We start from the raw sequence: 20,932 nt of genomic DNA on the forward strand, positions 1-20,932 counted from the left end.
CGTTCGGCAGGACGATGCCAGGCACGCCGAGCGCCCAGGTCAAGGACGGGCTGATCGTCGCGGTCTTCCGGCACTACGAGTCCAAAGCTGCCGAGTCGAAGCCTCTTCTTCACGATCATGCGCTGATCTCGATCCGCACCCGGCGGCCGGACGAAAAGGGGACGTGGGGCAACCTGTCGGCGGACTCGATGCTGGCCCACATCGTCGTGGCCGACACCCTCTACACCCTGTACTTCATGGAGGAGGTGTCCGCCCGGCTCGGGTGGGCCTGGGAGCCGCGCGAGGTGACGCCCGGCCGCCGGCCCGTCATGGAGATCGCGGGCATCGACCAGCGGCTCATCAGCTGGCAGTCGACCCGCCGCCAGCAGATCGAGGACACGCTGCCCGTCCTCACCGCCAGGTACGAGGAGAAGCACGGGCACGCGCCGGGGGAGTGGGCCGCCTACGCGCTGGCCTGCCAGGCCGCCGACCAGAGCTCCCGCCCAAGCGCACGGAACTGCTGTCGCTGACCGAGCTGCGCAAGCGATGGCGCGCCTCGGCGATCCGGGCCTACGGCGCCGACGTCGTCGACCGGCTGGCGCAGCGGGCGCGGGCGGCGGCTGCGGCGGTGTGGGCGCGGGTGCGGCCGCTGGTCGACATAGCGCTGGCCGCCGTCGACGTCGTGTACGTGATGCGCGGCGCGTTCAAAGGCCACCCCCTGCTCGCCGAAGCCCGCCGCCACCTCTCCTACGTCCTGCGCGGCCGACCCCACGAACCCGGCCTGGACGAACAGATCGTGCAGACGGCCGTCGACGACTACACCCGCCCGGCCAGCCGCCGGATGATGACCGCCGACCTGCGCGCCCTGTACCCACGCGCCACCGAAGACCAGGCCGTGCTGCGCCGCTGACCCGCAAACGGACCGCCCCGCCGTACGAGCGGGCCCGCCTCGCCGCCGGTGCGCTGAGGGTCCAGGCCCAGGCCGTGCGTCGCGCGGACCGGCTGGGCTGCCGCACCCGGCCGCGCGCCGTCGCCGTGCCCGCCGCCTCGAGGTCGCGCCCGTGGCCGTTCCACCCCGGCCGGAAGGCCGGCCGCGTTCCAGAGCAGACGACCGACGTCGACACGGTGGAGCAGACCCGCCGGACGCTCGCCGAGGCCGCCCTCGCCAGGGTCCAGGAAGGCGCCCGGGAGCGCGCCCTCGCCCACGGCCCCCGACCGCAGCCCGCCCCGGCGACGGCCCCGCCGCCACACACCCAGCAGCCCGGCACCCAGCACACACCGGGCCGGACCACAGGAGGAGTCGAGTGAGCACCTCGGAAGAACACCCCAGCCCTGACGAAGCCCTCGCCCGCGCCCGCGCCGCCGCCAAGAAGATGGATGCCGCGCTCGACGAGGACCACGAGCCCGAGCCCGACGAGCCCCTGGGGTGCCAGCCGGTCTGGAAGCGGCCCCGGAAGCCGAAGTCGAAGGCGAAGAAGAAGGAGGAGCTGCACAAGCAACGGTGGCGGCTCCAGGACGCCGGACGGCGCCGCCTTGCCGCCGGGCAGTCGCGCCGGCCCCGGTCCCGGCAGAACCGGATCGGCAACGCGGCCGCACGCCGCGACGCGCGTGCCCTGTCCCGGGTGCGGCACTCCAACGCCTGGCTGTGGTGAAGATGCCGGGCATCGTCCACCGAGTGGAACCCACGATGTTCGGCATCCAGTGTCAGTGAGTTGCCGCCAACTTGAAGTCCCAGGTCAAAGGGCTGGTGTGATCGGTCCTCGGCGTACTCGTGCTGGTCGTGGGCGGAAGTCTGCGGAGAAGATCGTCCGTCAGCGGTTGACTTCGAGGTTCGTCAGGACGAGCAGAGCGCGCAAGAGCTGGGTGGCGCGGGCGGGGTGAGATCCGCCAGTTCTTGAGGTGGGCGAAGCCGTGCTCGACCGGTGCGCGTCCGACGGCAAGGACTCGGTTGGTTTCCTTCTGGCCTGGGGTGAGTTTGTGGGTGCGGCTGGCGGTGTAGCCGGTGACGATCACAGGGTCGAGGATGTCGTTGTCCAGGCTGCGGAAACCGAGGTCGGCCACGCCCCGAGGCCGGCCGCGCGCAGGTGGGCCAGCATGCGGTCATGGCGGGCGGCGGTGTTGTCGTGGGTGCGGCCGGGCCGGGCGGCGGATATCCAGATCAGGCGGCCCTTCTCGTCGGTCAGGGCGAGAAAGCGCATGCCATGGCTGCGGTGCTTGCCGGAATAGTTCCGCCGGTCGGCCCTCCCGGTGCGGCGCCTGGTGCGAATGGGGGTGCCGTCGATCAGGACCACCTCCCCGCCCTGCTTGGCGACCTTTCTCAAGGCACGGTCCGGGCGCGGCGCCTGGGCGGCGAGCAGTCCGATCAGCTCGTCGCGCCAGCGGCGGGACGGTGGACTCGGACACGTCGTTGCCGCCGGCCATGTCGGCCAGGCGCTGGTCGTGGCGCAGCACGGCCAGGACGATCACCGCGATCTTCCCCGGCGGCAGGATCCGCCACCTGGACCGAATCGCCTTCAGATGCCGCCGCAGCAGATCGGCGAGGTGGTTGACGGTGCGCGTGGAGCGACAGACGGCACTGGTAGACAATCGGGCAGGTGTCCTCGGCAAGCTCTTTGGTATTCGTCACACAATTCCAACGGCCGTCGGGGGCATCCCGGTTACGCCCGTGCCGAGCCGCTCCGAGTGGCCGTGTTGCTGGTCCCAGGCGGGTGGTGAACCGGCCGTCGGGCAGTTTCTGCAGCCAGCCGCGATCGACGAGTCTGACCAGCTTGCTGCGTAGCGGTTCCAGCTTGGCCTTCACGGTGACGTCCACCCCCTACCTCGCCGACCTCGCGGGCCATGACCGGTCCGGCGGCCTGTCGCACGGCGGCCAGGATGCGCTGATAGTCCGGCGGGAGCGTCGCCTCCTCCACGCCCGACGTGCGGTGCGGGATCAGCATCACCGCCTGCCCACCCACCTGCCCGGGCATCGGCGTAGCCGAGGCGCGTTCACCGGCGAGCTGTTCGCTCACCCTTTCAAGGACTCGCTCGGCGACGGCGAGTTCGTCCCGCTCGGTCCGCACCTCCGCCAGCTGCTTGGCCAGCCGTTCGTCCAGCTCCGCGCGCCGCGCGGTGATCCGTTCCAGCAGCTCGGGATCCAACATGCACCGGATCGTAGAAGACCGCCCAACCATCGCGGGCAGGAACCGGCGAGCCGACCGCCCCGTCAGAGCGTTGTTGCACGCTGCCCCGCGGCCTCCCACTCCTGGTGTGCGGTGTGGACACGGTGCCACAGCGCCGCCCGCGCAGGGGCGTCGACGTCACTCAGGTTCAGATGGAACACGTCGGCCAGTACGTCGTACCAGTCGTCGGCCGAGTCGATGGTCCGCTCATACGTGCCTTCGGCGTCGATCCGGCGCAGCACACAGCCGCGCAGCATGTCCACGCCCTTGGCGTCGCGGAGCTGGGCTTGGAGGACCCGGACGAATCCGGACTCGGGGGAAGCTGACAGCCGGTGGTGCTCCGCGGCGAAGGAGGACAGCTCCACGGGCTCCGGCGCGAAGACCATGGCCGTAAAGGCGCCCCGGGGGTCATGGGTGAACCGCCAGCCGCCGGGCACCACCACCGACGGGGCCATCGCGTAGGTAAACGGCCCCTGGGTGTAGGTGCCTTCGCACAGCGGCAGTGGCTCGTACATTCCGCCGGCGAGCCCGGTGTCGACCAGCCACCGCTCGCCGTCGAGCCCCACGGTGAGCGCGAGATGGTCGCCGCCCGGGCCCTCGGGGTCCTCGACCTCGCCCTGCACCCCGGCCCGGTGCAGAGTCACGTCGTAGCCGAGGGCCGTCAGCAACGCGCCGAAGGCCCCGTTGAGGTGGAAGCAGTAGCCGCCACGCCCGCGCAGGATCCGGGCCACGGATTCCGCGGCACCGATGCCCGCCGGCCGTCCCAGTTGGTTGTCGAGGGTCTCGTAGGCGACCCGCTCCACCTGTGCCCGATGCAGTGCCCACAGCGCCTCGGCGGTCGGGGCCGTCGGCCGGGGCACACCCAGCACGGCCAGATACTCGTCGACGTCGATCATGTTCCCCCCACCGTTCGAACGGATGATCAGCCTAGTCGCCGGTACCGCCCGTCCCACGCCCCGCCACCTGGGTACTACGCCCTCCCCCGACCGCTCCACTCCAGCACCCGGGGAAACCTGCAGGTCAGACAGCGAAATCCTGCTGGAGCACCAGGTCGTGTTTCCTCGATCAGCTCGAACGGCTCCAGACGATCCACTCCGCAGACTATCGCCCACGGCCAGCGTGAACATCCCGAGAACCGGTCACACCAGCCCTTTGACCTGCGACTTCAAATTGACGGAGGCTCACTGCACTCGGTGCGCACCACCCGGCGATGGCCGGTACTCTCGTGCGCACTCGGTGCACCGCACCCGATGTTCCGCCCCGCACCGGTGCGCGCACCGTCGACCGACCCCGCGCAGGCTTTTCGACCTTGCTGGCGGGAGCGGGCTCGGCTTGTCCGAATCCGCCTCCGCGGCCTTCTCGGCATCCGTACTCGTGTTGGGTTCTTCGTCCGTCTCAGCCTCCTCGCCCTCGGCGCCGATGATGTTCTCGGCGCCGACCTTCAGGCCGACGGTCGGGGAGCTGCGGGGTCAGACTCAAACCAACCAGGTCCGGCAGTGCATAGCCCCGAACTCGTGGGGGAGGGGATCGGGCCACGTGTTCAACGAAGCTGCCGCGCCAGGTCCGATTCGGCGCCCCGCGCTTGGCACCATCACCCTTCATTTCACCGGGGCGTGACCGAGAAGTTCATCGGCGCAGATCCGGGCCGACGAGTGACATTCACGGATTCGCTCGCTCCGGGGGCCTGATCCTTTTCAGCGGGGCTACCGACCGGGTGACGGCCGCTGGTCGGAGACCCATGCAGAACGGACAAGGCTCCTCAACGGTTGAGCGAGATGTCTGACGTCTCAACTCTTCTGCAGGGGAGCCTCTTTGGTTACCTATCCTGCCCGACCGATGGCCAAGGGCCGACTGCGAATCCAAAGCGTTCTCTGGGGTCACCGCTTCTACTGAGGCTCCGAAGGCCGCTAGAAGCCACCGCGCCAACCTGGAGCACGGCGAGCGCTCCGGAGGTACCGCCCGCCACCAATCAGCGGGAACGCGACGGGTGCCGATCGGCTGGGGGCGATCCTTTGCGCGGCCTGGGGGTGGTGCAGGAAGCCTCAGGCGGCGCGTTGGGCGCGGTGGCGGATTTCTTGGAGGTGGACTTTCGACGGGAGGTGGTCCAGGCCGGCCGAGTCTCGTGCGTGGGCGAGCGTTTCCTGGCTGAGTTGCCCCAGGGTCCGGGCGGGGTCCGCGTGAGGTTCCAGCAACAGGTGTACGTGCGCGATGGGTGCGGTAGGTCGGCCTGTCAGCCGTACATGAGCCCGCGAGACTCCGTCCAGGGACTGGGCTTCTTCCTGGATCATGTCCTCCAGGGTGCTGCCGTTGAGTCGGGCTGCGGCGCCGTCTTTGGTGTTCACGAGCACGTGGCCCAGTCGATGTCTGCGTAGTTGTGCGATGAGCCACCACAGCAGCAGCGCCAGCAGTACGGCGAGTACCGCGATGACGGTTGGCCACCACCAGTCTTCTTCCTGCCACCGGGTGCGTCCCTCGGTGCTCAGCACCACATCGTGCGGCCCGCGGAAGGGCCACCAGCTGGGGGCCTCGAAGTCCCAGCGGCGTTGTAGGTCCAGTCCTCCCAGCAGCACGCCGCCGCCCAGGGCGAACAGCCCAAGGCCGAGAAGCCCGAGCAGCACTCGGTTCACTGTCTTGGGCATCCACAATCACCTCAGCCCTTCTTCGGGCGCCGGACGTGCACGCTCAGCGTGGGGGGCCGGGTGAGGCCCAGGCCAGTCACGGCTTCGCCCAGGGTGTGGTTCAGGTCTGTGCGGACCTCTTCGAGGTCGCGGAAGTGTGCCTGTGCCCGGGCTTTGATCTTCCGGTGGCCGACTGCGACCTGTGCGGACTGGACACCGGGCACCTGCATGGCCCGGTCGCGCAGAATCAGGGCGGCCGCGCGGCGGTCGAGCCCGGCGCGGACCTCCTGTGTTCCCGGGGTGCCGGTGGGCTGCCGCATGGGCAGCAGCCTGCGCCGTCCCGGTGTCACCGCCAGTATGAAGAGCCACAGGCCGAGGGTCATCGCCAGTGCGGCACCGACGATCATCCAGATGTCGTCCAGGGGGCGTGTGGACAGTTCCTCGGCGAGCCGCCGTCGCCAGCGCATCGCGGACTGGCCTGCCCGCACCGAGACCACGTCGTACAGGAGCAGTCCAATGGCCGCGGCGGACAGTAGTGCCGCCAAGGCCGCGGGAATCCGCCGCGCCGACCAGAAACGTCGCGGCGGCCTGCCTGATGTGTCGATCGCCGCCCGCGTACCCGCCACGTGGGCGCTGTCGGCGGACGGAGTCGCCTGTCCGGTATCGGAGGGAAGGCGGCCGGCACGGGGGGGCTGCCGCGAGGTGTTCGCGCTCATCGCACCCTCTTTTGGCCCGTGCGGCGCGAATGCATCGAGTGCAGTGTCTCGACCGACACCACGAGGTCGGACACATCCATGGCGGCCCATGTCCTGAGCCGTTCGGTAACCTTTCGGCGCACCGCGGCGCACTGCGCTCCGATGTCGGACGGATAGTCGAGCTCGACAGTGATGTGCATCCGTACCTCCCGATCACCGCCTGCCGTCGGGCGCAGACCCGGCGTCTCGCGCAGGGGTATTCCCCTCGGAGGGCCGGTGCACGGACGCCGTCACGCGAGGCGTCCGGTGATCAGGCGGCACGTGGCTGGCCGGTCCGGCGTAATGGCCCAGAGCCTCACGCGCTACCGGGAAGCGATTTTCGCGACGACCCGGTCGGCGACGATGATCGCGCCGCGCTCACCGCGGGGTATGACCGGCCTCCGACCGGCTTCACGGTCACCGCTGCCAGTCTCCTCGAGCCCGTCTCCGATCATCGCGGATCCGCTCCTGCCGGTCCCGGCGACGGACAAAGTCGCCCGGTTCGAGATCGCCTTCCACAAGCCGCCCGACTACGAGACCGGCGGCGCCCAGCCCCAGCACCAGCACAAAAGCCCAGAAGCCGCCGAAATACGCGGCGAAACCTAGCGCCATCCCGGCCATCAAGCCCACCATGGCCCTGCTCATCACACGCTCCCTCACTCAAGCAGCGGCTCAACCACGGCTACTCGACCCGCTGCCGCTCTTCCCCTTCGCCCTCCTCGTCGGGCAGCTTCACATCACTGACCATGATGTTGACTTCCACGACGTCCCGACCTGCCATCCGTTCCACCGCGGAGATCACGCTCTCCCGCACCGCACCGGCCACGTCCGTGATCGAAACGCCGTAGTCGACGACGATCTCCAGATCGATGGCCGCCTGCAGTTCCCCTACTTCGACACTGACTCCGCGCGTGACGGATTTGCCGCCACCGGGGCCCGGCATCCGCTCGCGCATGGACCCCATGGAGCGCGCGAACCCACTGCCCAGGGCATAGACGCCGCGCACGTCCCGCGCTGCGATTCCGGCGATCTTCTCCACCACGACATCGGCGACCGTCGTCCGACCGCGCGAGCCGGGCGCACCGCCCTGCCTGACGCCGGCGTTCTCAGCCATCAGGCGATTCCTTCCTTGATGTAGTCATTAACACCTTACAAACAGATTACAGTCGTTTTAGGGCCTTTGTTCGGTCGGCGGACGGGGAGTACGAATGCCACGAGCGCCCGCTGTCCAGGAGTCCTTCCGGAGGCTCCGATCCGCAGTCCCGCCGGGAAAGGGCCACAGCGCCAAACGTAGGGGTGAGAGGTCGTGAGTGAGGTGCGGACGCACGCAGTACAGCGCCAGCTCTACCTGGGCCGGAAACTCCCGCTCGGCAGGCCCGACGACGGGACGTGGATCACCGAGCACGCCGCCGCCCAGGCCCTCCGACGCCCGGCCGCGGAGATTCCCGGTCTCCGGGTGGAGACCCTGCGTATCGGACCAGCACCGCTCGAGCCCGTGTCCCAGTCGGCCGTCCGTCCACCGGCCGGCGCGCTGCCGCCCGGCCCGCTCAGGATCGAGGCCACCCTCACCGCATCCACCGGGCAGCCACTGCCCCACACCACCGAACAGCTGAGGACCACACTGCTCAACACAGCCGCAGAGCAACTCGGCCTGCCCACCGTCGCAGTCGATCTGCGCGTCACAGACCTCCTCGAAGGCCCGGAGGATAATGCCAGAGCACGAACCCCGGACCAGGCCGTGAGCCCACCGCCGGAAATGACACCCGCGCGAAGCTCCCCCTCGGGGGGCGGAGTGAAATCACTGTGGGGACGTAACGAGGAGTTGGCCGACGTCGCGGCGGCCGTTGCGGGCGTGGCCCGACTCGCCGCGGTGCTGGGAAACCGACCAGTCACGGTGGAACACCGCGACCATCCACCCGGCAGGCACATCCAAGTCCAGCTCGCGGTGGCCCCCGGACATCACCCCTTGGACGTCGCCCGCGCCGTCCGCGCAGCGGTAAGCAAAGCAGCCACCCGTGACACCCCAGGCCCGACCACCGTTACCGTCCTCATCACCGAAACCGCGGCCAATCCAGGCGCCAACGGCACCTCGACGCTTCGGGCCTGATCTGGTCCAATTTCTCCGGCCGCGCCCACTGCATTCCCCTGCCCGCACGCACAGACACCCCGCCTCGGCCTTGCCTTTTCTACTGTCGGCGCCTCAGCGCTCTGCGGATCAGTAGGGGGCCCGCAAGGGCAGTCAGAGAAATCCCTACGAGGATCACGATTGCCCCGAGGGCGCCCAGGACCGTCCCAAGCAGGATCAAAATCGTCCCGATGATGAGAAGAAACATGGCGACGACGGTCACGGTCGCGCGGCCCCGACGGCTAGGTGTTCTGCCCCGGGAGGTTGTGGACGGGTGAGCCAGGTCTCGGCTGAGGGATCTTGAAATGGGTGAGGGCCTTCCGGTTCGGTGTGGATTGCGACGTCTACACCTACAGAAAGGCCCTCGTGCCCCACCGTAATGCACCCCTGACCGAGACCGGACGGCTGCGTCTTGCCCGTTGCGTGGTCGAGGACGGCTGGCCCCTGCGCCGGGCCGACGCTCTCGCCACGTTCCTTCCCGTCCTCGACGGCGCCCCGGCCGTCGATACGGCGTCTCCGGCCGGATCCCCACGGTGGCGTGGCTTCGTTCACTTCAAGCGGTTCTGGCTCAGGTTGTGTGATCTGGCCACGGTGAGTAAGGGCGGGGACAGTGGCAGGTGTTGGCGAGGTCGCCCGAACATGGCTGTCCGTCCGGGTGGTTGGGCTGACAGTTCGGAGCCGTGGCTGACCTCTCAGTTCTGTCTGGTGCAGGGTGCGGGTATCCCCCAGCGGGGATGCCCCTGTGTGACCTCGACGTGGACGAAGGCGAGGGCCCGTACCGGTGATCACGCCGTCGCGCTCCAGCCGGTTGAGGCGGGCCTGGAGTGTTCCACATGCGATGCCGAGGAGGCGGGCATACTCGCGCACACTCGTGCGCGGCTGCTCGATGAGCAGGCGCAGGATGCGGGTGTGGAGCTCGTCCACGTTCCGTCGGTCTCCTTCTGGGCCTGCTGTCCGGCCGTAAACGCCACAGAGCCGCGGACCTCCCGCCGAGCGACCGACCCACTGTGTCCGATAGGATGCAGATTAGCGTCGTATGTACTACTTCAACTTGCTTAGGTAAGACATGGACCGGGATTGCGACGATGAAGAGCGGCCCCGCGAGCGCGCCGCCGAAAGGCGTCCCAAACGCCTCTCGGCGCCGGTCTATGTCTATGCGATCACGGCTGAGGCCCCTCCCCTGCGCCTGGACGGGCCTGACCGGCGTCGGAGACCCGCCGGAGAAGCTGCGTACGGTCGACGGCCGGTCGTTGGTCGCGGTCGTCAGCGAAGCACCGGAGGGGCTGAAGGCCAAGCGGCGTGACGTACTGGCGCACCAGTCCGTGCTGGAGCGGCTTATGGCCGACGGAAGCGTGCTGCCGCTGCGCTTCGGGGCCCTCGCGCCCGACGACGACGCGGTGCAGCAGGTGCTGGACGAGCGGGCCGACGCGTACCTGGAACGGCTGTCGGAGCTGGACGGCTGTGTGGAGTTTCACCTGAAAGCGTCCGTCGTCGAGGAGGCGCGGAACATCCTGCTCGGGTCGGAGGAGGCGCGCCGGCTGAACGAAGACGTCCGGGCCGGTCGGGGTGGTCAGGACCTGCGGATGGCGCTCGGCGGACTGTTCGCCGGGGAGGTCCAGCGGCGTCACGAGGTGCTCGCCGCGGAGACCGTGGACGCGCTGCGGCCGGTGGCCCGGGACGTCAGGACGTCGGAGCCGACGGGCGACGACTTCGTCAGCGTGTCGTTCCTGGTGGAGCAGGCACGGCAGAACGAGTTCCTGACGGCGCAGAAGGACCTCGCCGACCGGTGTGGTGAGGACTTCGCCTTCCGCCTCCACGGGCCGCTGCCGCCGTACAGCTTCGTCTAGTCGACTTGTCGTCGGGAGATGCGGCCATGGGCTTGCTGACTCAAATACTGACCTTTCCGCTGGCCCCCGTTCGGGGGGTCGGGTGGGTGGTGGAGCAGGTGGCACGGGCTGCCGGAAGAGTTCTACGACCCCGGGCCCGTGATGCGGGAACTCGCCGAACTGGAAGAGGCGCTGACATCCGGCCGGATCGACGGAGAGACGTTCGACCGGCGTGAGGACGAGCTGCTGGAGCGGCTTGAGGAAATCCGCCGCTATAGGGAGAACCCACAATGAACAAGGCGACTACAGGCGCGGCGTTGCTCGGCGGCTATCTGCTGGGTCGGACGAAGAACGGGAAGCTCGCCCTGGCCGTCGCGGCCTGGGCGATCAAGAGAAACGTGGACACGAAGAAGCTCACCTCCGCGCTCGTCGGCTCACCGGTGATGGACGCCGTCGGCGAGCAGGTGCGCAAGGACCTGCTCAACGCGGGCAAGGAGGCGTCCTCCGCCGCCGTGGACGCGGTGACGGCCAGGCTGGCCGACACCCTCCACGAGCGCACGATAAGCCTGCGGGAGGAGACCTCCAAGACTCTGGGGACGGTTACGGGGGAGGAAGAGCCGGAAGAGCCGGAAGAGGCGGAAGAGGCGGAAGAGGCGGAAGAGGCGGAAGAGGCGGAAGAGCCGGAAGAGGCGGAAGAGCCGGAAGAGCCGGAAGAGCCGGAAGAGGCGGAAGAGCCGGAAGAGGGACCGGAGCGGGACGCCGAGGCCGGAAGGGAGCGGGACACCGCGTCCGAGGACGAGCCGGAGGCGAAGAAGCCCGCCAAGGTATCGGCCCGCAAGGCCGCCAAGTCGGCGGGCAGGAGGAAGCCGGCGGCCCCCTCCGCGCAGAGTGGTGAACGCACCGGCGGCGGCACGAAGAGGAGGTCGGAGTGATGGCCGACACCAACGGGTTTTGCCGGCGAAGCGGGCAATCGGCTGATGGAAGAGCTCCAGCAGTACCTTCAGGCCCGGGCCGAGCGGACCGTGGCCTCCATGGGCGAGCGCCTGGGTGAGGCCACCAAGCAGCTGGCCGAACCCGGAAGCTCCGTCGGCGACACCCTCTCCATGCTGGCCAAGGGCGGCAAACAGCTCAGTGAGGGAAAGTCCCCCGCCCGGGTGGCGGGCGGTATGGGGACCTCTCACATGGTCGGCGGTCTGAAGGACAAGGTGAGCGGTCTATTCGGAGGCCGCAAGGGCGGCAAGGGCGAGACCCGGACGAAGAGCGTCGTGATCATCGAAGACATCAACGTCGGCGTCCCCGTGCGGCAGGCCTACGACCAGTGGACCCAGTTCCAGCACTTCAGCCGCTTGGCCAAGGGCGCGGTCAATGTGGAACGAGCCGACGACACCACTTCCAACTGGCAGGTGAAGGTCGCCAAGTCCAACCGCAGCTGGAAGGCGAAGATCACCGAACAGGTGCCGGACGAGCGCATCGCCTGGGCCTCCGAAGGAGCCAAGGGCACGACCAAGGGCGCCGTCACCTTCCACTCGCTCGACGACAACCTCACCAAGGTGCTCGTCGTGGTCGAGTACTTCCCGAAGGGGCTGTTCGAGAAGACCGGCAACATCTGGCGCGCCCAGGGCCGCCGTCTGCGCCTCGACCTCAAGCTGTTCCGCAAGTTCGTCACCATGCAGGACGAGCCGGCCGAGGGCTGGCGCGGCGAGATCCGCGACAGCGAGGTGGTGCGCGGGCACGACGAGAACGTGGAGGAGGAACAGAAGCGCCGCGAGGAGGAGGACGAGGGCGAGGAAGGGGAGGACCAGCCCGACGAGGCGGACGACGAGGACGCCGAGGACGAGGCCCACGAGGGGGACGAAGAGGGCCAGGACGGTCAGTGGGAAGAAGGCGAGGACGAGGCCCACGAGGGGGACGAAGAGGGCCAGGACGGTCAGTGGGAAGAAGGCGAGGACGAGCATGGCGGCGAGGAGGAGTGGGAGCACGAGGACGAGCCCGCGAAGGCACGTGGCGAGGACTCCGGCGAAGAGCCCTACGACGACGAGGAGGAGCCGTACGACGAGGAAGAACCGTCCGAGGGCGAACGTCCGCGCCGCCGCACCGCCGGCCGGCGCTGAGCAACGCCGGATCGAGGTCGAACGGCCGTGACCGAACCAGCCCCCAGCAACCTCGGCTCCTTCCCGTCGAGGACGCCCCCCGCGCCGTACGGCCAGGGCACGTCGGCCAATCTGGCCGACATCCTGGAGCGCGTGCTGGACAAGGGCATCGTGATCGCCGGTGACGTCCAGGACCACCAGGCCCGGTTCGGTGACGTGCTGTTCGTCGATGCGCTCCGGTGGCCCGGCGACTGTTCGGACGAGTGATCGCCGTAGGCGGGCTGCCTGCTTCCGGTCGCGTCGGTGCGGCCGAGGCCCTAGATCTGGAGGGCGGCTCGTGGTCCGCTGACAGGACCGGACCCTGCGGGCGGCTGCCCCTGCCGGGGCCCGCAGAGCGTGCGGGCCCCGGCCAAACCCCTGGCCGTGCCGGACTTCCATGCCCAAAGCTGCCCGGGCCGCGCCGGGCGCACGCTGGTGGCGCCAGGCGGACCATCGTCGGCTTCATCCGCCACCAGGCCGGCAGATGCTCCGCGACGGCACCTTCTACGAACCCCAACCCGCCCCAACAGCTTGACCAAGCCCATAGGGCCACCCCCCCCCGCGACAACCCGCCAGACACCCGGCATGCCCACCCATGGCCAGGGGGTACCGGCTAGGCACTGTTCCGGCGGATCCCGTAACCAGGAACCGGAAGGCCCTCCTGACTGGCACCGGTTGGCACGACAGCCCTTTCAGTTCTTACGGATGCGGTGGGCCTTGGCGACGAGTCTCCGAGGCAGCTTCGGCCCTGCGCATGCGTAGTCGATCAGTAGGTTCCGGTAGGTGGTGTTCGCGAGCTCCGGCGCCAGGGCGATCAGGGCCCTCAGGTCGTCGGACGAGCCGGAAACGCGTGTGCGGTAGGCGGCGCCCGCCGCGCGCAGGGAGACTTCGTGAGGTTCGTATTCCAGGCCCTGTTCGACGAGACTCGCGGCTGCGGCGAAGTCGCCCTGCTCGGCACGCACGTCCGCTAGGTCCAGGTAGAGGGACCAGTTGGCGGAGTCCAGGAGCAAGGCGCATTCGAAGGCCGCAGCAGCCTGATCCAGGTCGCCCATCACGCGCCAGGTGGTCGCTCGTGCGACTGCGGTCCACATGACCCGATTGACGGCATCGGCGCGGTCGCACAGAACGAAGGACAGTTCGTACCGGCCGCAGGCCCGTGGCAGCCGGGCCATAGCGGCCAGCGACTCCGGTACGGGATTCCGTTCGGACACCACGTCGAGGGCATGGAACCAGGGCGCGAACCGCTCCCGCATCTCGTCGGTGTCCAGGTCGTGGCCGTAGTCCAACGTCCGCAGACACGCCTCGGCCAGCGCCTCGGCACCCACCGCACCGAGAAAGCGCGCATCGCCGAACCAGGGTGCAGCGCCCCATGCAACGTTGGGCCGCACACCGGTGACCGAACCAAGGGCCATCACCGCGTTGTCCATGTCCTCTTCAAGGAACAAGAAGTACGCCTGCGCCAGCACAGCACTCAACGAGCCGTCCTCTTCGAGGCTCTCCTTCAGTTCCGAGCGTCGGTCCTGCCACAACTCGGCGAGGGCCGCATAGGGCTCCGGAGCCGCCGGTGCCGAGGCTATTGCCCCCACCAGAAGCTCCACCGCGCTCACCGGGCTTCCGCCGCAGTGCGCCATCACACCAGCGAGACTGACTCCCGCCGCCACTGACTGATTCGACATCGCCAGAGAATACCCGTGGCCAAAGGTTCTGTGAGCACTCCCGCCTGGACGGCGGCACCGCTGTCGGTGATCTGTCAGTGACGGCAACGACGGCGCGCAAAGGCGACGATCACCGCAGTCGGCGATCAGACCAGAAGAGGGAGAGCCCCCTCTCAACGCACTGCCCAATCCTGCCGGGTTGCTGGCTCGCTAGCCCAGCATGGGGCGGGGCGAGGCGCCTCCTGGGCTGCGGTGGTGCACGGTCACGGCAGCCCGCACGTCGGCCGGGTCGATGACGACACCGGTCTCCTCCCGCGCCTCGCGGATCAGGGCGGTGACCACGTCCTCATGCGGACCGTCCAGATGCCCCGACGGCAGATGCCACAGGCCGGCGGCGTACACCTGCCCGGCCCGCCGGGACAGCAGAACCTGCGGCCCGTCGGCGGTCTCCCGGCGCAGGATCAGGTGGACGTCCACCGGCTCGGTGTGCCGCTGCCTGCTGCCCATCGCGCTCCCTCCGGACGCCGGGCGAGCAGAACCCTGAACGTAGCTCCCTCGACCACAGACCCGTCCACCGCGTACGCGTGGAGAAGGGCGAGGGCCTCGTCCTCGAACGCCTGGTGCCGCTCTGCGAAGAGCTCGGGAGCGGCGAACGACGTGGTGCGCAGGTAGCCGAGCACGGCCTGCGGCGCCCAGGCGCGGGCCACCGGGAACAGGTGCTCGGTGACGTCTTTGAACGCCGAGTCGGCGAGGTCCTCCTCGTACGAGCGGCGGGGCTCGGCGTAGGCACGGCGGGCGCCCGCCCGGCGCTCGGCGCCCAGGTAGCGCTGGATCAACTCGCGCAGCGCACGGGTCCAGTCGGTGTCGTGGGTCCACAGGCTCCCGTCGCCCATGATCGCCACTGCGGCACCCGGTGTGGCGACCCGGTCGGCCATCTCTAGGACCGCAGGACCGCTCATCCAGTGGTAGGACCGGCAGAAGGTGATCAGGTCCGGGCCGGAGTCCGGTTCGCCGGGCAGCGTCGCGAGCGGCTCGTAGGCGTCGGCCGCCGCGTGGACCAGGGTGAGGGTGCAGTGGCCGAGCACAGGCTGGAGGGCTTGCCTGGCCTGATGCAGCATCTGCGGGCTGACATCGACCGCTTCGATGTGCGTCAGGCCAGCGCCGGCGGACAGGAGCGCGAAGGGCACCTGCCCGGTTCCGGTGCCCAGGTCGAGCAGCCCCGGGGACGGCCGGCCCCGCAGCGTGCCCACGAGCAGGCGCACCGCCGCCTCCGGCAGGCCGGGGCGGTGGCGGGCGTAGGTCAACGCCGCGCCCTCGAACATGGCCTCCTGCTCCGGTGGGAGGCCCGGAAAGGGCCCGTAGGGGTAGGTCACGAGGTGGCTCCCTCATGGTGGGGGGGCGGGTAGTTGCCAGGACAGGTGTCCGCACGCGGACGCGGCCCGCTGCCCGCCGTCCGCGTCGAAGTAGAGGCGGTAGCGGTCGGGGGAGCATGCGACCCGCCACCGGTCGGCGAGGTCCTGGATCTCTTTCCAGATGTCCCGCGGGCCGTTGACGGTGACGCTCCAGCGCCGGTGGCCCACCGGCTCCGCGCGCATCCAGGATCCGCAGCTGGGTGCGCCGAGCGCCAGGTGCTCAGAGCCGAAGTCCCGCACCAGACCGCCGCCGAGGAGATGGTCGGCCGCCAGCCAGAAGCCGCGGTCGCGGTCCGCGGGCGGCACCAGCATGCTCCGCTGGGTCCACGCGCCGGGCTCGGTGGCAATGCGCTGCCGGAACCCCTCGTTGAGCCAGATCCGCGCCATGCCGTGCCCGGCACGGTGGGCGAACTCCACGGCCCGCAGCTCCGCCGTGACATGCCCGTCTGCGGTGCGCCGGACGACGGCGAGGCCGGGCCACGACGGGGACGCGCTGGTCACGTGCGCCAGCAGCTTGCCGTCGGGCGCGAGCTGCTCGACCAGGGCCATCGGCACGCGCTCCACCGCGTACGACACGAAGATCCGGTCGAACTCCCGGCCCGGGACGCCCTGTTCGCCCGAACCGCACACCACCTGCGGCCGGAAGCCGAGATCGGACAGGCGGGCGGCGACCGCGTCGGTGAGGTTCCGGTCCCGATCGAGGGCGACCACCCCCTGGTCGCCGCAGACCTGGCAGGCCACCGCGGCGGTCACCCCCGCGCCCGTCCCGACGTCCAGTACCCGCAGGCCCGGGCGCAGATCCAGTTCCTCCAGCAGGTCGGCGGTCAGGCTCATCACCGTCGACATCGACGTGATCGACGCCCCCGCTCGCGTCCCGCGCGCCCGGCCCAGCAGCGGCTCCCCATCGTGCTGGACGAGCACACTGGCCCCGCCGTACAGCAGCCCGAGCAACTCGGGACGGTCCTGCGGCGCCGACCAGTCCAGCAGATCCCACCGCGGCGGCTCCTCGCCCGGGCCGCTGCGCCGCACGTACGCCTGCGGCATCAGCACTTCGCGGGGCAGCGCGAGGAGGGCGTCGCGGACCGGGCCCGGCCGCAGAGACCCTTCCTTCTCAAGCCGGGCGACCATCGCCGCCCGCGCGGCTGCCGGATCCGCTTCCGCATCTGTCGGCGCGGCCCCGCCGACGGGGCCGGCGGTGGGACGGGTGTCCAGAGTGCTCATCGCTCGCCCCAGCCCTGCTCGGAGTAAGGGCGCCCCCGAAGGATTCCGTCGATGGCCCGGCGGGTGTACGGCACGACCTCGGCCGGAAGGTCCTGCGGCTTCCACCACCGCCACTCCCCGCACCGGTCGGGCTCCAGGACCTCCGGGTCGCCGGTCCAGGAACGGGCCTGGAAGACGAGCGCGATCCTCGGCCGGGCGTCGGGGGAGTCGACGTGGTGCACCGTGTGGACGAGATCGACGTCCTCTGGCGCGATGGTGAGGCCCGCTTCCTCCTTTGCTTCTCGAACCAGGCAGTCGATCGCCGTTTCCCGCTCGCAGTGGCCGGCCAGGAAGTGCCAGGTGTCCGGCGCGAAGGCGGAGCTGGGGTGGCGCAAGCCGAGGAGGATCCGACCGTGTTCGTCCTGGAGGTGGAGGTGGACACCGACGATGTGCAGCTCGGTCCCCGCCGGGGCCTCGCCGGGCAACGGACGGGGACGGTCCGGCGGTCCCTCCGCTGCGGGATGCTCCGCCGCGTGGCGCCGGATCAGCTCCCCGAGCCCGGGGCTCAGGCGGAGCCGTTCGAGCATGTCCACGGTGCACCACTTCAGCAGGACACCTTCGCGGAGCTCCACCGTCTCGGCTTTCCCCTTCCATCGGCCGGCGTAGACCTGAATCGGCACCGCGAGGCCGTCGACGCTCGTCGCTTCCTCCACGGCGAACGGCATCAAATCGGTGGGCTCCAGACCCGGCACCTCCTCGGCGAGCTCCCGCCGCAGCGTCGCTGCGAGGCACGAATCGTCTATCGTGCGGCCGCCACCGAGGAGGGCGAACACCCAGGGTGCCCAGATGCGTTCCCGGTCATCGCGAAGACGGAGAAGGTAGCGGCCATGCCCGTCGTGGATCAAGGCGCCGGCGTTGACGGGCTCCGGCTGCCCGTCGAGCCCCTCCGCCCCGGCGTCCAGGAGTTTCGCCCGCAGGGTAGGGGACCGTACGTCGGCGAACGGAAGCCACTGAGCGCCGGTGACCTCCTCGTACTGCAGGGCGAGCGGCGGCTGCTCGGCTGTGAGGTAGAACGCGAAGCGGAAGTCGAAGTGCTGGTGGGCGGGCTCGCCCTTGGCCGGATTGGCGTCGATGTCGTGGACATCGACGTCGATCGGCGAGTCCAGGAACTTTGGGGTCAGACAGAGGTCGCCGGGGCGGATCCCGGCTTCTTCGCACACTTCCCGCACGGCGGCGGAGAGGAGCGTGCGGTCACCCGCCTCAACGTGGCCGCCGGGGTTGAGTAGCAGCCCAGTCGCCCGGTGGTCGATATGCAGCACCCGACGGTCGCGGTCGATGACCACCGCGCTGCAGGTGACGTGATGGGGAAGCGTGGCGCGGCTGGACGGCTCACCGTTGCCGTCGAGGACAGCCAGCAGCCCGTCCAGATCCTCTCGTTCCTCGGCATGCCGGCCGAGGTAGGCCTCGATGGTCGCGCGGATGTGGGAACGGGAGGGCGGCACGTGATCACCTCGGGAGTTGGGGGGCAGGGCGTGGGCTGGGGGGAGCGGCACATGCCGTATGCGGGGTCGCCCCAACTGGGGGTCGTGCGGCGATCGGGCGCTGGGCGGCAAGGGCGCGTTCAGTGGGCCGGAGGGCCTGCCGGGGATGTCGGCTTCGGGCCATCGGCCGTGTTCAGGCCCGTGCTTACGAGCCCTCTCCCGAAGAGCACCTGACCGGCTGCGCCACAGGTAGGCGTTGCTGACCTCTCCGCGCCGCACCAGGAGGCCCCAGCCGATGTCGTCGGCGACGAAGGCGTTCGCGGACATCGGGCAGTCGGCGCCGCGGCGGTCCTCGGTGAGGCGCGCCGGCAGGCGCCGGCCGACGCCGTCGTGGGGTGGGGCTGCGCGTGCTGGGCATCATGCTGCCTCTCCGGCGTCGGCGCGGTAGCCGGCGGCCTGCAGGGTGAACATGCCGGCGTACTTGCCGCCGAGGTCCATTAGTTCCTGGCGGGTGCCGGTCTCGACGATGCGGCCGCCGTCGAAGACGAAGATGCGGTCGCAGGCGACGACGCTCGCCAAGCGGTGGGAGATCAGCACCGTGATCTGATCGGGGCGTGGTGTGTCCCGCAGTACCGCCTGGTACACAGCGTGCTCAGCGCGGGGATCCATGCTGGCGGTCGGCTCGTCCAGCAGCAGGACAGGCGCGTTCTTGTACAGGCCGCGGGCGACGGCGACCTTCGCCCACTGGCCGACGGACAGTTCCTGCCCGCCGCGGAAACGCTTGGACAGCAGCGCCTCCCACCGGCCCGGCAGCCCGGCGATGACCTGCTCGGCGCCGGAGGCCCGCGCGGCGTGCAGCGCCCGCTGCGGATCGGCCTCGGTGAGCGTGCCCCGGGAGACCGTCAGGTTGGCCAGCGCGCTGAACCGGAAACGGACCGGGTCCTGGAGCACGCAGCCCACCCGGGCCTGCAACGACTCGGCGTCCATGTCCAGCACGTTCACGCCGTCCCAGCTGACCGTGCCGCCGTCCTGGGGTTCGTACAGCCCGGCGAGCAGCCGCGCGCAGGTGGACTTGCCGGAGCCGTTGACGCCGACGTCAGCATCTCTGCCTGCAAGTACTGCGCGCGTGTTGCCGTCCGCCCGGAGCGCGCCGCCCAGCAGATGACCGAGCGCGGGGTGAAACCGCTGGCGCAGTACGAGAGCGCTTGGAAGCCGTGGCAGTGTGAGTGCCTGAAATGCGGAGCGGACGACATCACACCGGCTTACGCGAACGTGGTCCTCGCGGCCCTGGCCTTCGGCTTCGAGCTCCGGCTACGCGGCGGTGTACCAGGGCGTGCTGTTCCTGTTCGCCGGAGTGCTGGTGTACGCGTGGATCGCGGCCCGCAGCCTGACGGTTCGCGGACCGGGTGCGGACAGTCGCGCACCCGGTCCGCCGGCCGGATTCAGCCCAGGAGTTCCGCGCTGCTCGCCGGCTCCTGACGGGGCTGGCCGTTGAGGCGGTGCCGCTCGATGGAGGAACGGCGGTACACCTCCTCGCGCACCCGCTGTATCTCACCGATCGGCCGGTGGTCCTCGCGCGAGCGCCACGGGGTGATCGACGTGCCGTCCGCGGCGGCGAGGTTCTCATCGCCCGAGATGTCCTGGCGGGGGATGGCGATCCGGGCCACGGTGACCCACGGCGAGAGCTGTTCCGGCCACTCCACGGAAGTGTTGTCGACCGGCATCCGCGTGAGGTCGGCGTTGAGCTGCACCTGCAGCTCGAAGGAGTGGTCACGCTCACCCGCCTCCGCCACCAGTGTGTTGCGGAAGGCCTCGCCGTCGGACAGCACATCGACGCCGCCGTGCCCGATGCCCGCCGGTGAGTCCGGCGTCGGGACGGTCCGCACCTTGGCGATGTGATCGCCGTACCGGAATGCGCCCATGCTGTTGTACGTGTACGAGAAGAGGTTCTTCCGCGGGACCTTGACGAACGACAGCATCGCGAAGAGCTCGTCCCACAGCCACTCGTCAGGCGTCTCCAAAGTTCCCTGGCGGGTGAGGAATTCGCCCATCCACGACTTCCGCCGTGCCGGGTTCACCAGTGCGTCGGGGAGTTCGGCGAACAGTCGCTCGATGACCATGTAGTCGTACGCCGTGTTGGCGAAGAACACGTTGTTGTTGATCAGGTTGAGGTCAAAGGTGGTCGCCTCGGCCTCGTCCGTCAGAAGCGACGTGCCCGGGACGCCGAACATCTTGATGCCCATGCCGCAGGCCGCGCCGAGCAGCGAGTCGGCGCGCAGATGGCCGAGCCCGTTCGAGTAGCGCACGACGGCGTCGTAGGAGGCCGGGGCGGCGAACATGCCCTGGGCGTACGGCCCGGGCAGTTCACCCACGGTGACAGTGGCCTTCACCAGGCCGTACGTCTTGCCGTGGGCCGTACGGACCGAACGGCCCACACCCTGCCGTTCGACGGACTCGCGGGTGCTCCGCCCGACGTTGCGCACGACCTCGTCGAGCTCGGCCTGGTAGGTGGGACGTTCGACGGGGGTGTACGCCTCGTACCTGACGAAATCCATGGTGTCCATGGCGGAATCTCCTTCTTCTGACCTTCGCGGTATCCCTGAGAAGAAAGA

The 20,932-nt window shown here is 69.7% G+C and carries 21 protein-coding genes and 3 pseudogenes; 8 read left to right on the plus strand and 16 right to left on the minus strand.

Going from position 1 to position 20,932, the window contains the following annotated elements; genetic code table 11:
* Positions 1-32 precede the first annotated feature (32 nt).
* Both mobF and AS594_RS34050 read left to right on the plus strand, forming a co-directional pair.
* Positions 33-1,287 (plus strand): annotated as a pseudogene (gene mobF, locus AS594_RS34045) (MobF family relaxase); the annotation flags it as partial.
* Positions 1,284-1,631: a hypothetical protein gene (locus AS594_RS34050; RefSeq protein WP_069931925.1), complete on the plus strand. Its 348-nt coding sequence runs from the start codon at positions 1,284-1,286 to the stop codon at positions 1,629-1,631. The pseudogene mobF and the gene AS594_RS34050, both read left to right, overlap by 4 nt.
* 357 nt (positions 1,632-1,988) lie before the next feature.
* Here the strand turns inward: AS594_RS34050 and AS594_RS46570 are convergent, their stop codons facing one another.
* The 8 genes from AS594_RS46570 to AS594_RS34090 all read right to left on the minus strand — a co-directional run bounded on the left by AS594_RS46570 (position 1,989) and on the right by AS594_RS34090 (position 7,606).
* The gene (locus AS594_RS46570) at positions 1,989-2,270 is read right to left on the minus strand and encodes a transposase family protein (protein WP_240509155.1); all 282 of its coding nucleotides are present in this window, start codon (positions 2,268-2,270) and stop codon (positions 1,989-1,991) included.
* A gap of 366 nt (positions 2,271-2,636) precedes the next feature.
* Entirely contained in the window at positions 2,637-3,122 is a 486-nt protein-coding gene (locus tag AS594_RS34060) for a hypothetical protein (protein ID WP_240509156.1), read from the minus strand.
* 62 nt (positions 3,123-3,184) lie between these two features.
* A complete protein-coding gene (locus tag AS594_RS34065) occupies positions 3,185-4,036 on the minus strand; it encodes an arylamine N-acetyltransferase family protein (protein WP_069774760.1) in 852 nt (283 codons plus the stop codon).
* 1,146 nt (positions 4,037-5,182) lie between these two features.
* Positions 5,183-5,779 carry an alkaline shock response membrane anchor protein AmaP gene (amaP, locus tag AS594_RS34070; protein ID WP_069774759.1) on the minus strand — a complete coding sequence of 199 codons (597 nt, stop codon included), beginning with the start codon at positions 5,777-5,779 and terminating at the stop codon, positions 5,183-5,185.
* 11 nt (positions 5,780-5,790) lie between these two features.
* Positions 5,791-6,474, minus strand: a complete 684-nt coding sequence (locus tag AS594_RS34075; RefSeq protein WP_069935721.1) for a DUF6286 domain-containing protein — start codon at positions 6,472-6,474, stop codon at positions 5,791-5,793.
* Entirely contained in the window at positions 6,471-6,653 is a 183-nt protein-coding gene (locus AS594_RS46575; RefSeq protein WP_240509157.1) for a hypothetical protein, read from the minus strand. Before AS594_RS46575 ends, AS594_RS34075 begins: the two co-directional genes overlap by 4 nt.
* Positions 6,654-6,909: 256 nt before the next feature.
* Positions 6,910-7,137 (minus strand): hypothetical protein, encoded by a 228-nt coding sequence (locus AS594_RS34085; RefSeq protein ID WP_069774754.1) that lies wholly within the window; start codon positions 7,135-7,137, stop codon positions 6,910-6,912.
* A gap of 37 nt (positions 7,138-7,174) precedes the next feature.
* Positions 7,175-7,606 carry an Asp23/Gls24 family envelope stress response protein gene (locus AS594_RS34090; RefSeq protein WP_069774753.1) on the minus strand — a complete coding sequence of 144 codons (432 nt, stop codon included), beginning with the start codon at positions 7,604-7,606 and terminating at the stop codon, positions 7,175-7,177.
* 192 nt (positions 7,607-7,798) lie between these two features.
* Here AS594_RS34090 and AS594_RS34095 point away from each other — a divergent pair, with 192 nt between their 5' ends.
* Complete coding sequence (locus AS594_RS34095; protein ID WP_069935722.1) at positions 7,799-8,599, plus strand: hypothetical protein; 801 nt, start codon at positions 7,799-7,801, stop codon at positions 8,597-8,599.
* 752 nt (positions 8,600-9,351) lie between these two features.
* Here the strand turns inward: AS594_RS34095 and AS594_RS41575 are convergent.
* Positions 9,352-9,541, minus strand: a pseudogene (locus AS594_RS41575) (Lrp/AsnC family transcriptional regulator); the annotation flags it as partial.
* Positions 9,542-9,771: 230 nt separating this feature from the next.
* Between AS594_RS41575 and AS594_RS34100 the strand changes: the two are divergent.
* The 5 genes and pseudogenes from AS594_RS34100 to AS594_RS46580 form a co-directional block, all read left to right on the plus strand.
* Positions 9,772-10,464 carry a GvpL/GvpF family gas vesicle protein gene (locus tag AS594_RS34100; protein ID WP_338120195.1) on the plus strand — a complete coding sequence of 231 codons (693 nt, stop codon included), beginning with the start codon at positions 9,772-9,774 and terminating at the stop codon, positions 10,462-10,464.
* A 141-nt stretch (positions 10,465-10,605) separates the two neighbouring features.
* The gene (locus tag AS594_RS48410; RefSeq protein ID WP_478078927.1) at positions 10,606-10,737 is read left to right on the plus strand and encodes a gas vesicle protein GvpG; all 132 of its coding nucleotides are present in this window, start codon (positions 10,606-10,608) and stop codon (positions 10,735-10,737) included.
* Positions 10,734-11,375, plus strand: coding sequence for a hypothetical protein (locus AS594_RS44925; RefSeq protein WP_167368079.1), 642 nt, complete (start codon positions 10,734-10,736; stop codon positions 11,373-11,375). Before AS594_RS48410 ends, AS594_RS44925 begins: the two co-directional genes overlap by 4 nt.
* Positions 11,376-11,420: 45 nt before the next feature.
* Positions 11,421-12,554 carry an SRPBCC family protein gene (locus AS594_RS34115; RefSeq protein WP_069774749.1) on the plus strand — a complete coding sequence of 378 codons (1,134 nt, stop codon included), beginning with the start codon at positions 11,421-11,423 and terminating at the stop codon, positions 12,552-12,554.
* 27 nt (positions 12,555-12,581) lie between these two features.
* A pseudogene (locus AS594_RS46580) lies at positions 12,582-12,725 on the plus strand (gas vesicle protein); the annotation flags it as partial.
* 539 nt (positions 12,726-13,264) lie between these two features.
* On the opposite strand, the gene AS594_RS34125 reads toward AS594_RS46580, so the two are convergent.
* The 7 genes from AS594_RS34125 to AS594_RS34155 all read right to left on the minus strand — a co-directional run bounded on the left by AS594_RS34125 (position 13,265) and on the right by AS594_RS34155 (position 20,884).
* Positions 13,265-14,248: a tetratricopeptide repeat protein gene (locus AS594_RS34125; RefSeq protein WP_167368080.1), complete on the minus strand. Its 984-nt coding sequence runs from the start codon at positions 14,246-14,248 to the stop codon at positions 13,265-13,267.
* A gap of 189 nt (positions 14,249-14,437) precedes the next feature.
* Positions 14,438-14,734: an NUDIX domain-containing protein gene (locus AS594_RS34130; RefSeq protein WP_420877869.1), complete on the minus strand. Its 297-nt coding sequence runs from the start codon at positions 14,732-14,734 to the stop codon at positions 14,438-14,440.
* A complete protein-coding gene (locus AS594_RS34135; protein ID WP_240509158.1) occupies positions 14,689-15,600 on the minus strand; it encodes a class I SAM-dependent methyltransferase in 912 nt (303 codons plus the stop codon). Before AS594_RS34135 ends, AS594_RS34130 begins: the two co-directional genes overlap by 46 nt.
* A 12-nt stretch (positions 15,601-15,612) precedes the next feature.
* Positions 15,613-16,860 carry a protein-L-isoaspartate O-methyltransferase family protein gene (locus tag AS594_RS34140; protein ID WP_079144249.1) on the minus strand — a complete coding sequence of 416 codons (1,248 nt, stop codon included), beginning with the start codon at positions 16,858-16,860 and terminating at the stop codon, positions 15,613-15,615.
* Positions 16,857-18,341 carry an NUDIX domain-containing protein gene (locus tag AS594_RS34145; protein ID WP_069774738.1) on the minus strand — a complete coding sequence of 495 codons (1,485 nt, stop codon included), beginning with the start codon at positions 18,339-18,341 and terminating at the stop codon, positions 16,857-16,859. The genes AS594_RS34140 and AS594_RS34145 overlap by 4 nt, the downstream gene beginning before the upstream one ends.
* 396 nt (positions 18,342-18,737) lie before the next feature.
* Positions 18,738-19,541: an ATP-binding cassette domain-containing protein gene (locus AS594_RS34150; RefSeq protein ID WP_338120218.1), complete on the minus strand. Its 804-nt coding sequence runs from the start codon at positions 19,539-19,541 to the stop codon at positions 18,738-18,740.
* A 221-nt stretch (positions 19,542-19,762) separates the two neighbouring features.
* Positions 19,763-20,884, minus strand: a complete 1,122-nt coding sequence (locus AS594_RS34155) for a catalase family protein (protein WP_240509159.1) — start codon at positions 20,882-20,884, stop codon at positions 19,763-19,765.
* Positions 20,885-20,932: the final 48 nt, after the last annotated feature.

Source organism: Streptomyces agglomeratus (genome assembly GCF_001746415.1).
GTDB lineage: Bacteria > Actinomycetota > Actinomycetes > Streptomycetales > Streptomycetaceae > Streptomyces > Streptomyces agglomeratus.

Coding starts and splice junctions, on each gene's coding strand:
- AS594_RS34090 (WP_069774753.1), bottom strand. CDS start 7,606: ATGGCTGAGAACGCCGGCGTCAGGCAGGGCGGTGCGCCCGGCTCGCGC.
- AS594_RS34100 (WP_338120195.1), top strand. CDS start 9,772: ATGCGATCACGGCTGAGGCCCCTCCCCTGCGCCTGGACGGGCCTGACC.
- AS594_RS48410 (WP_478078927.1), top strand. CDS start 10,606: ATGCGGGAACTCGCCGAACTGGAAGAGGCGCTGACATCCGGCCGGATC.
- AS594_RS34075 (WP_069935721.1), bottom strand. CDS start 6,474: ATGAGCGCGAACACCTCGCGGCAGCCCCCCCGTGCCGGCCGCCTTCCC.
- AS594_RS34065 (WP_069774760.1), bottom strand. CDS start 4,036: ATGATCGACGTCGACGAGTATCTGGCCGTGCTGGGTGTGCCCCGGCCG.
- AS594_RS34115 (WP_069774749.1), top strand. CDS start 11,421: ATGGAAGAGCTCCAGCAGTACCTTCAGGCCCGGGCCGAGCGGACCGTG.
- AS594_RS34125 (WP_167368080.1), bottom strand. CDS start 14,248: ATGTCGAATCAGTCAGTGGCGGCGGGAGTCAGTCTCGCTGGTGTGATG.
- AS594_RS34140 (WP_079144249.1), bottom strand. CDS start 16,860: ATGAGCACTCTGGACACCCGTCCCACCGCCGGCCCCGTCGGCGGGGCC.
- AS594_RS34060 (WP_240509156.1), bottom strand. CDS start 3,122: ATGTTGGATCCCGAGCTGCTGGAACGGATCACCGCGCGGCGCGCGGAG.
- AS594_RS44925 (WP_167368079.1), top strand. CDS start 10,734: ATGAACAAGGCGACTACAGGCGCGGCGTTGCTCGGCGGCTATCTGCTG.
- AS594_RS34155 (WP_240509159.1), bottom strand. CDS start 20,884: ATGGACACCATGGATTTCGTCAGGTACGAGGCGTACACCCCCGTCGAA.
- AS594_RS34130 (WP_420877869.1), bottom strand. CDS start 14,734: ATGGGCAGCAGGCAGCGGCACACCGAGCCGGTGGACGTCCACCTGATC.
- amaP (WP_069774759.1), bottom strand. CDS start 5,779: ATGCCCAAGACAGTGAACCGAGTGCTGCTCGGGCTTCTCGGCCTTGGG.
- AS594_RS46575 (WP_240509157.1), bottom strand. CDS start 6,653: ATGCACATCACTGTCGAGCTCGACTATCCGTCCGACATCGGAGCGCAG.
- AS594_RS34085 (WP_069774754.1), bottom strand. CDS start 7,137: ATGAGCAGGGCCATGGTGGGCTTGATGGCCGGGATGGCGCTAGGTTTC.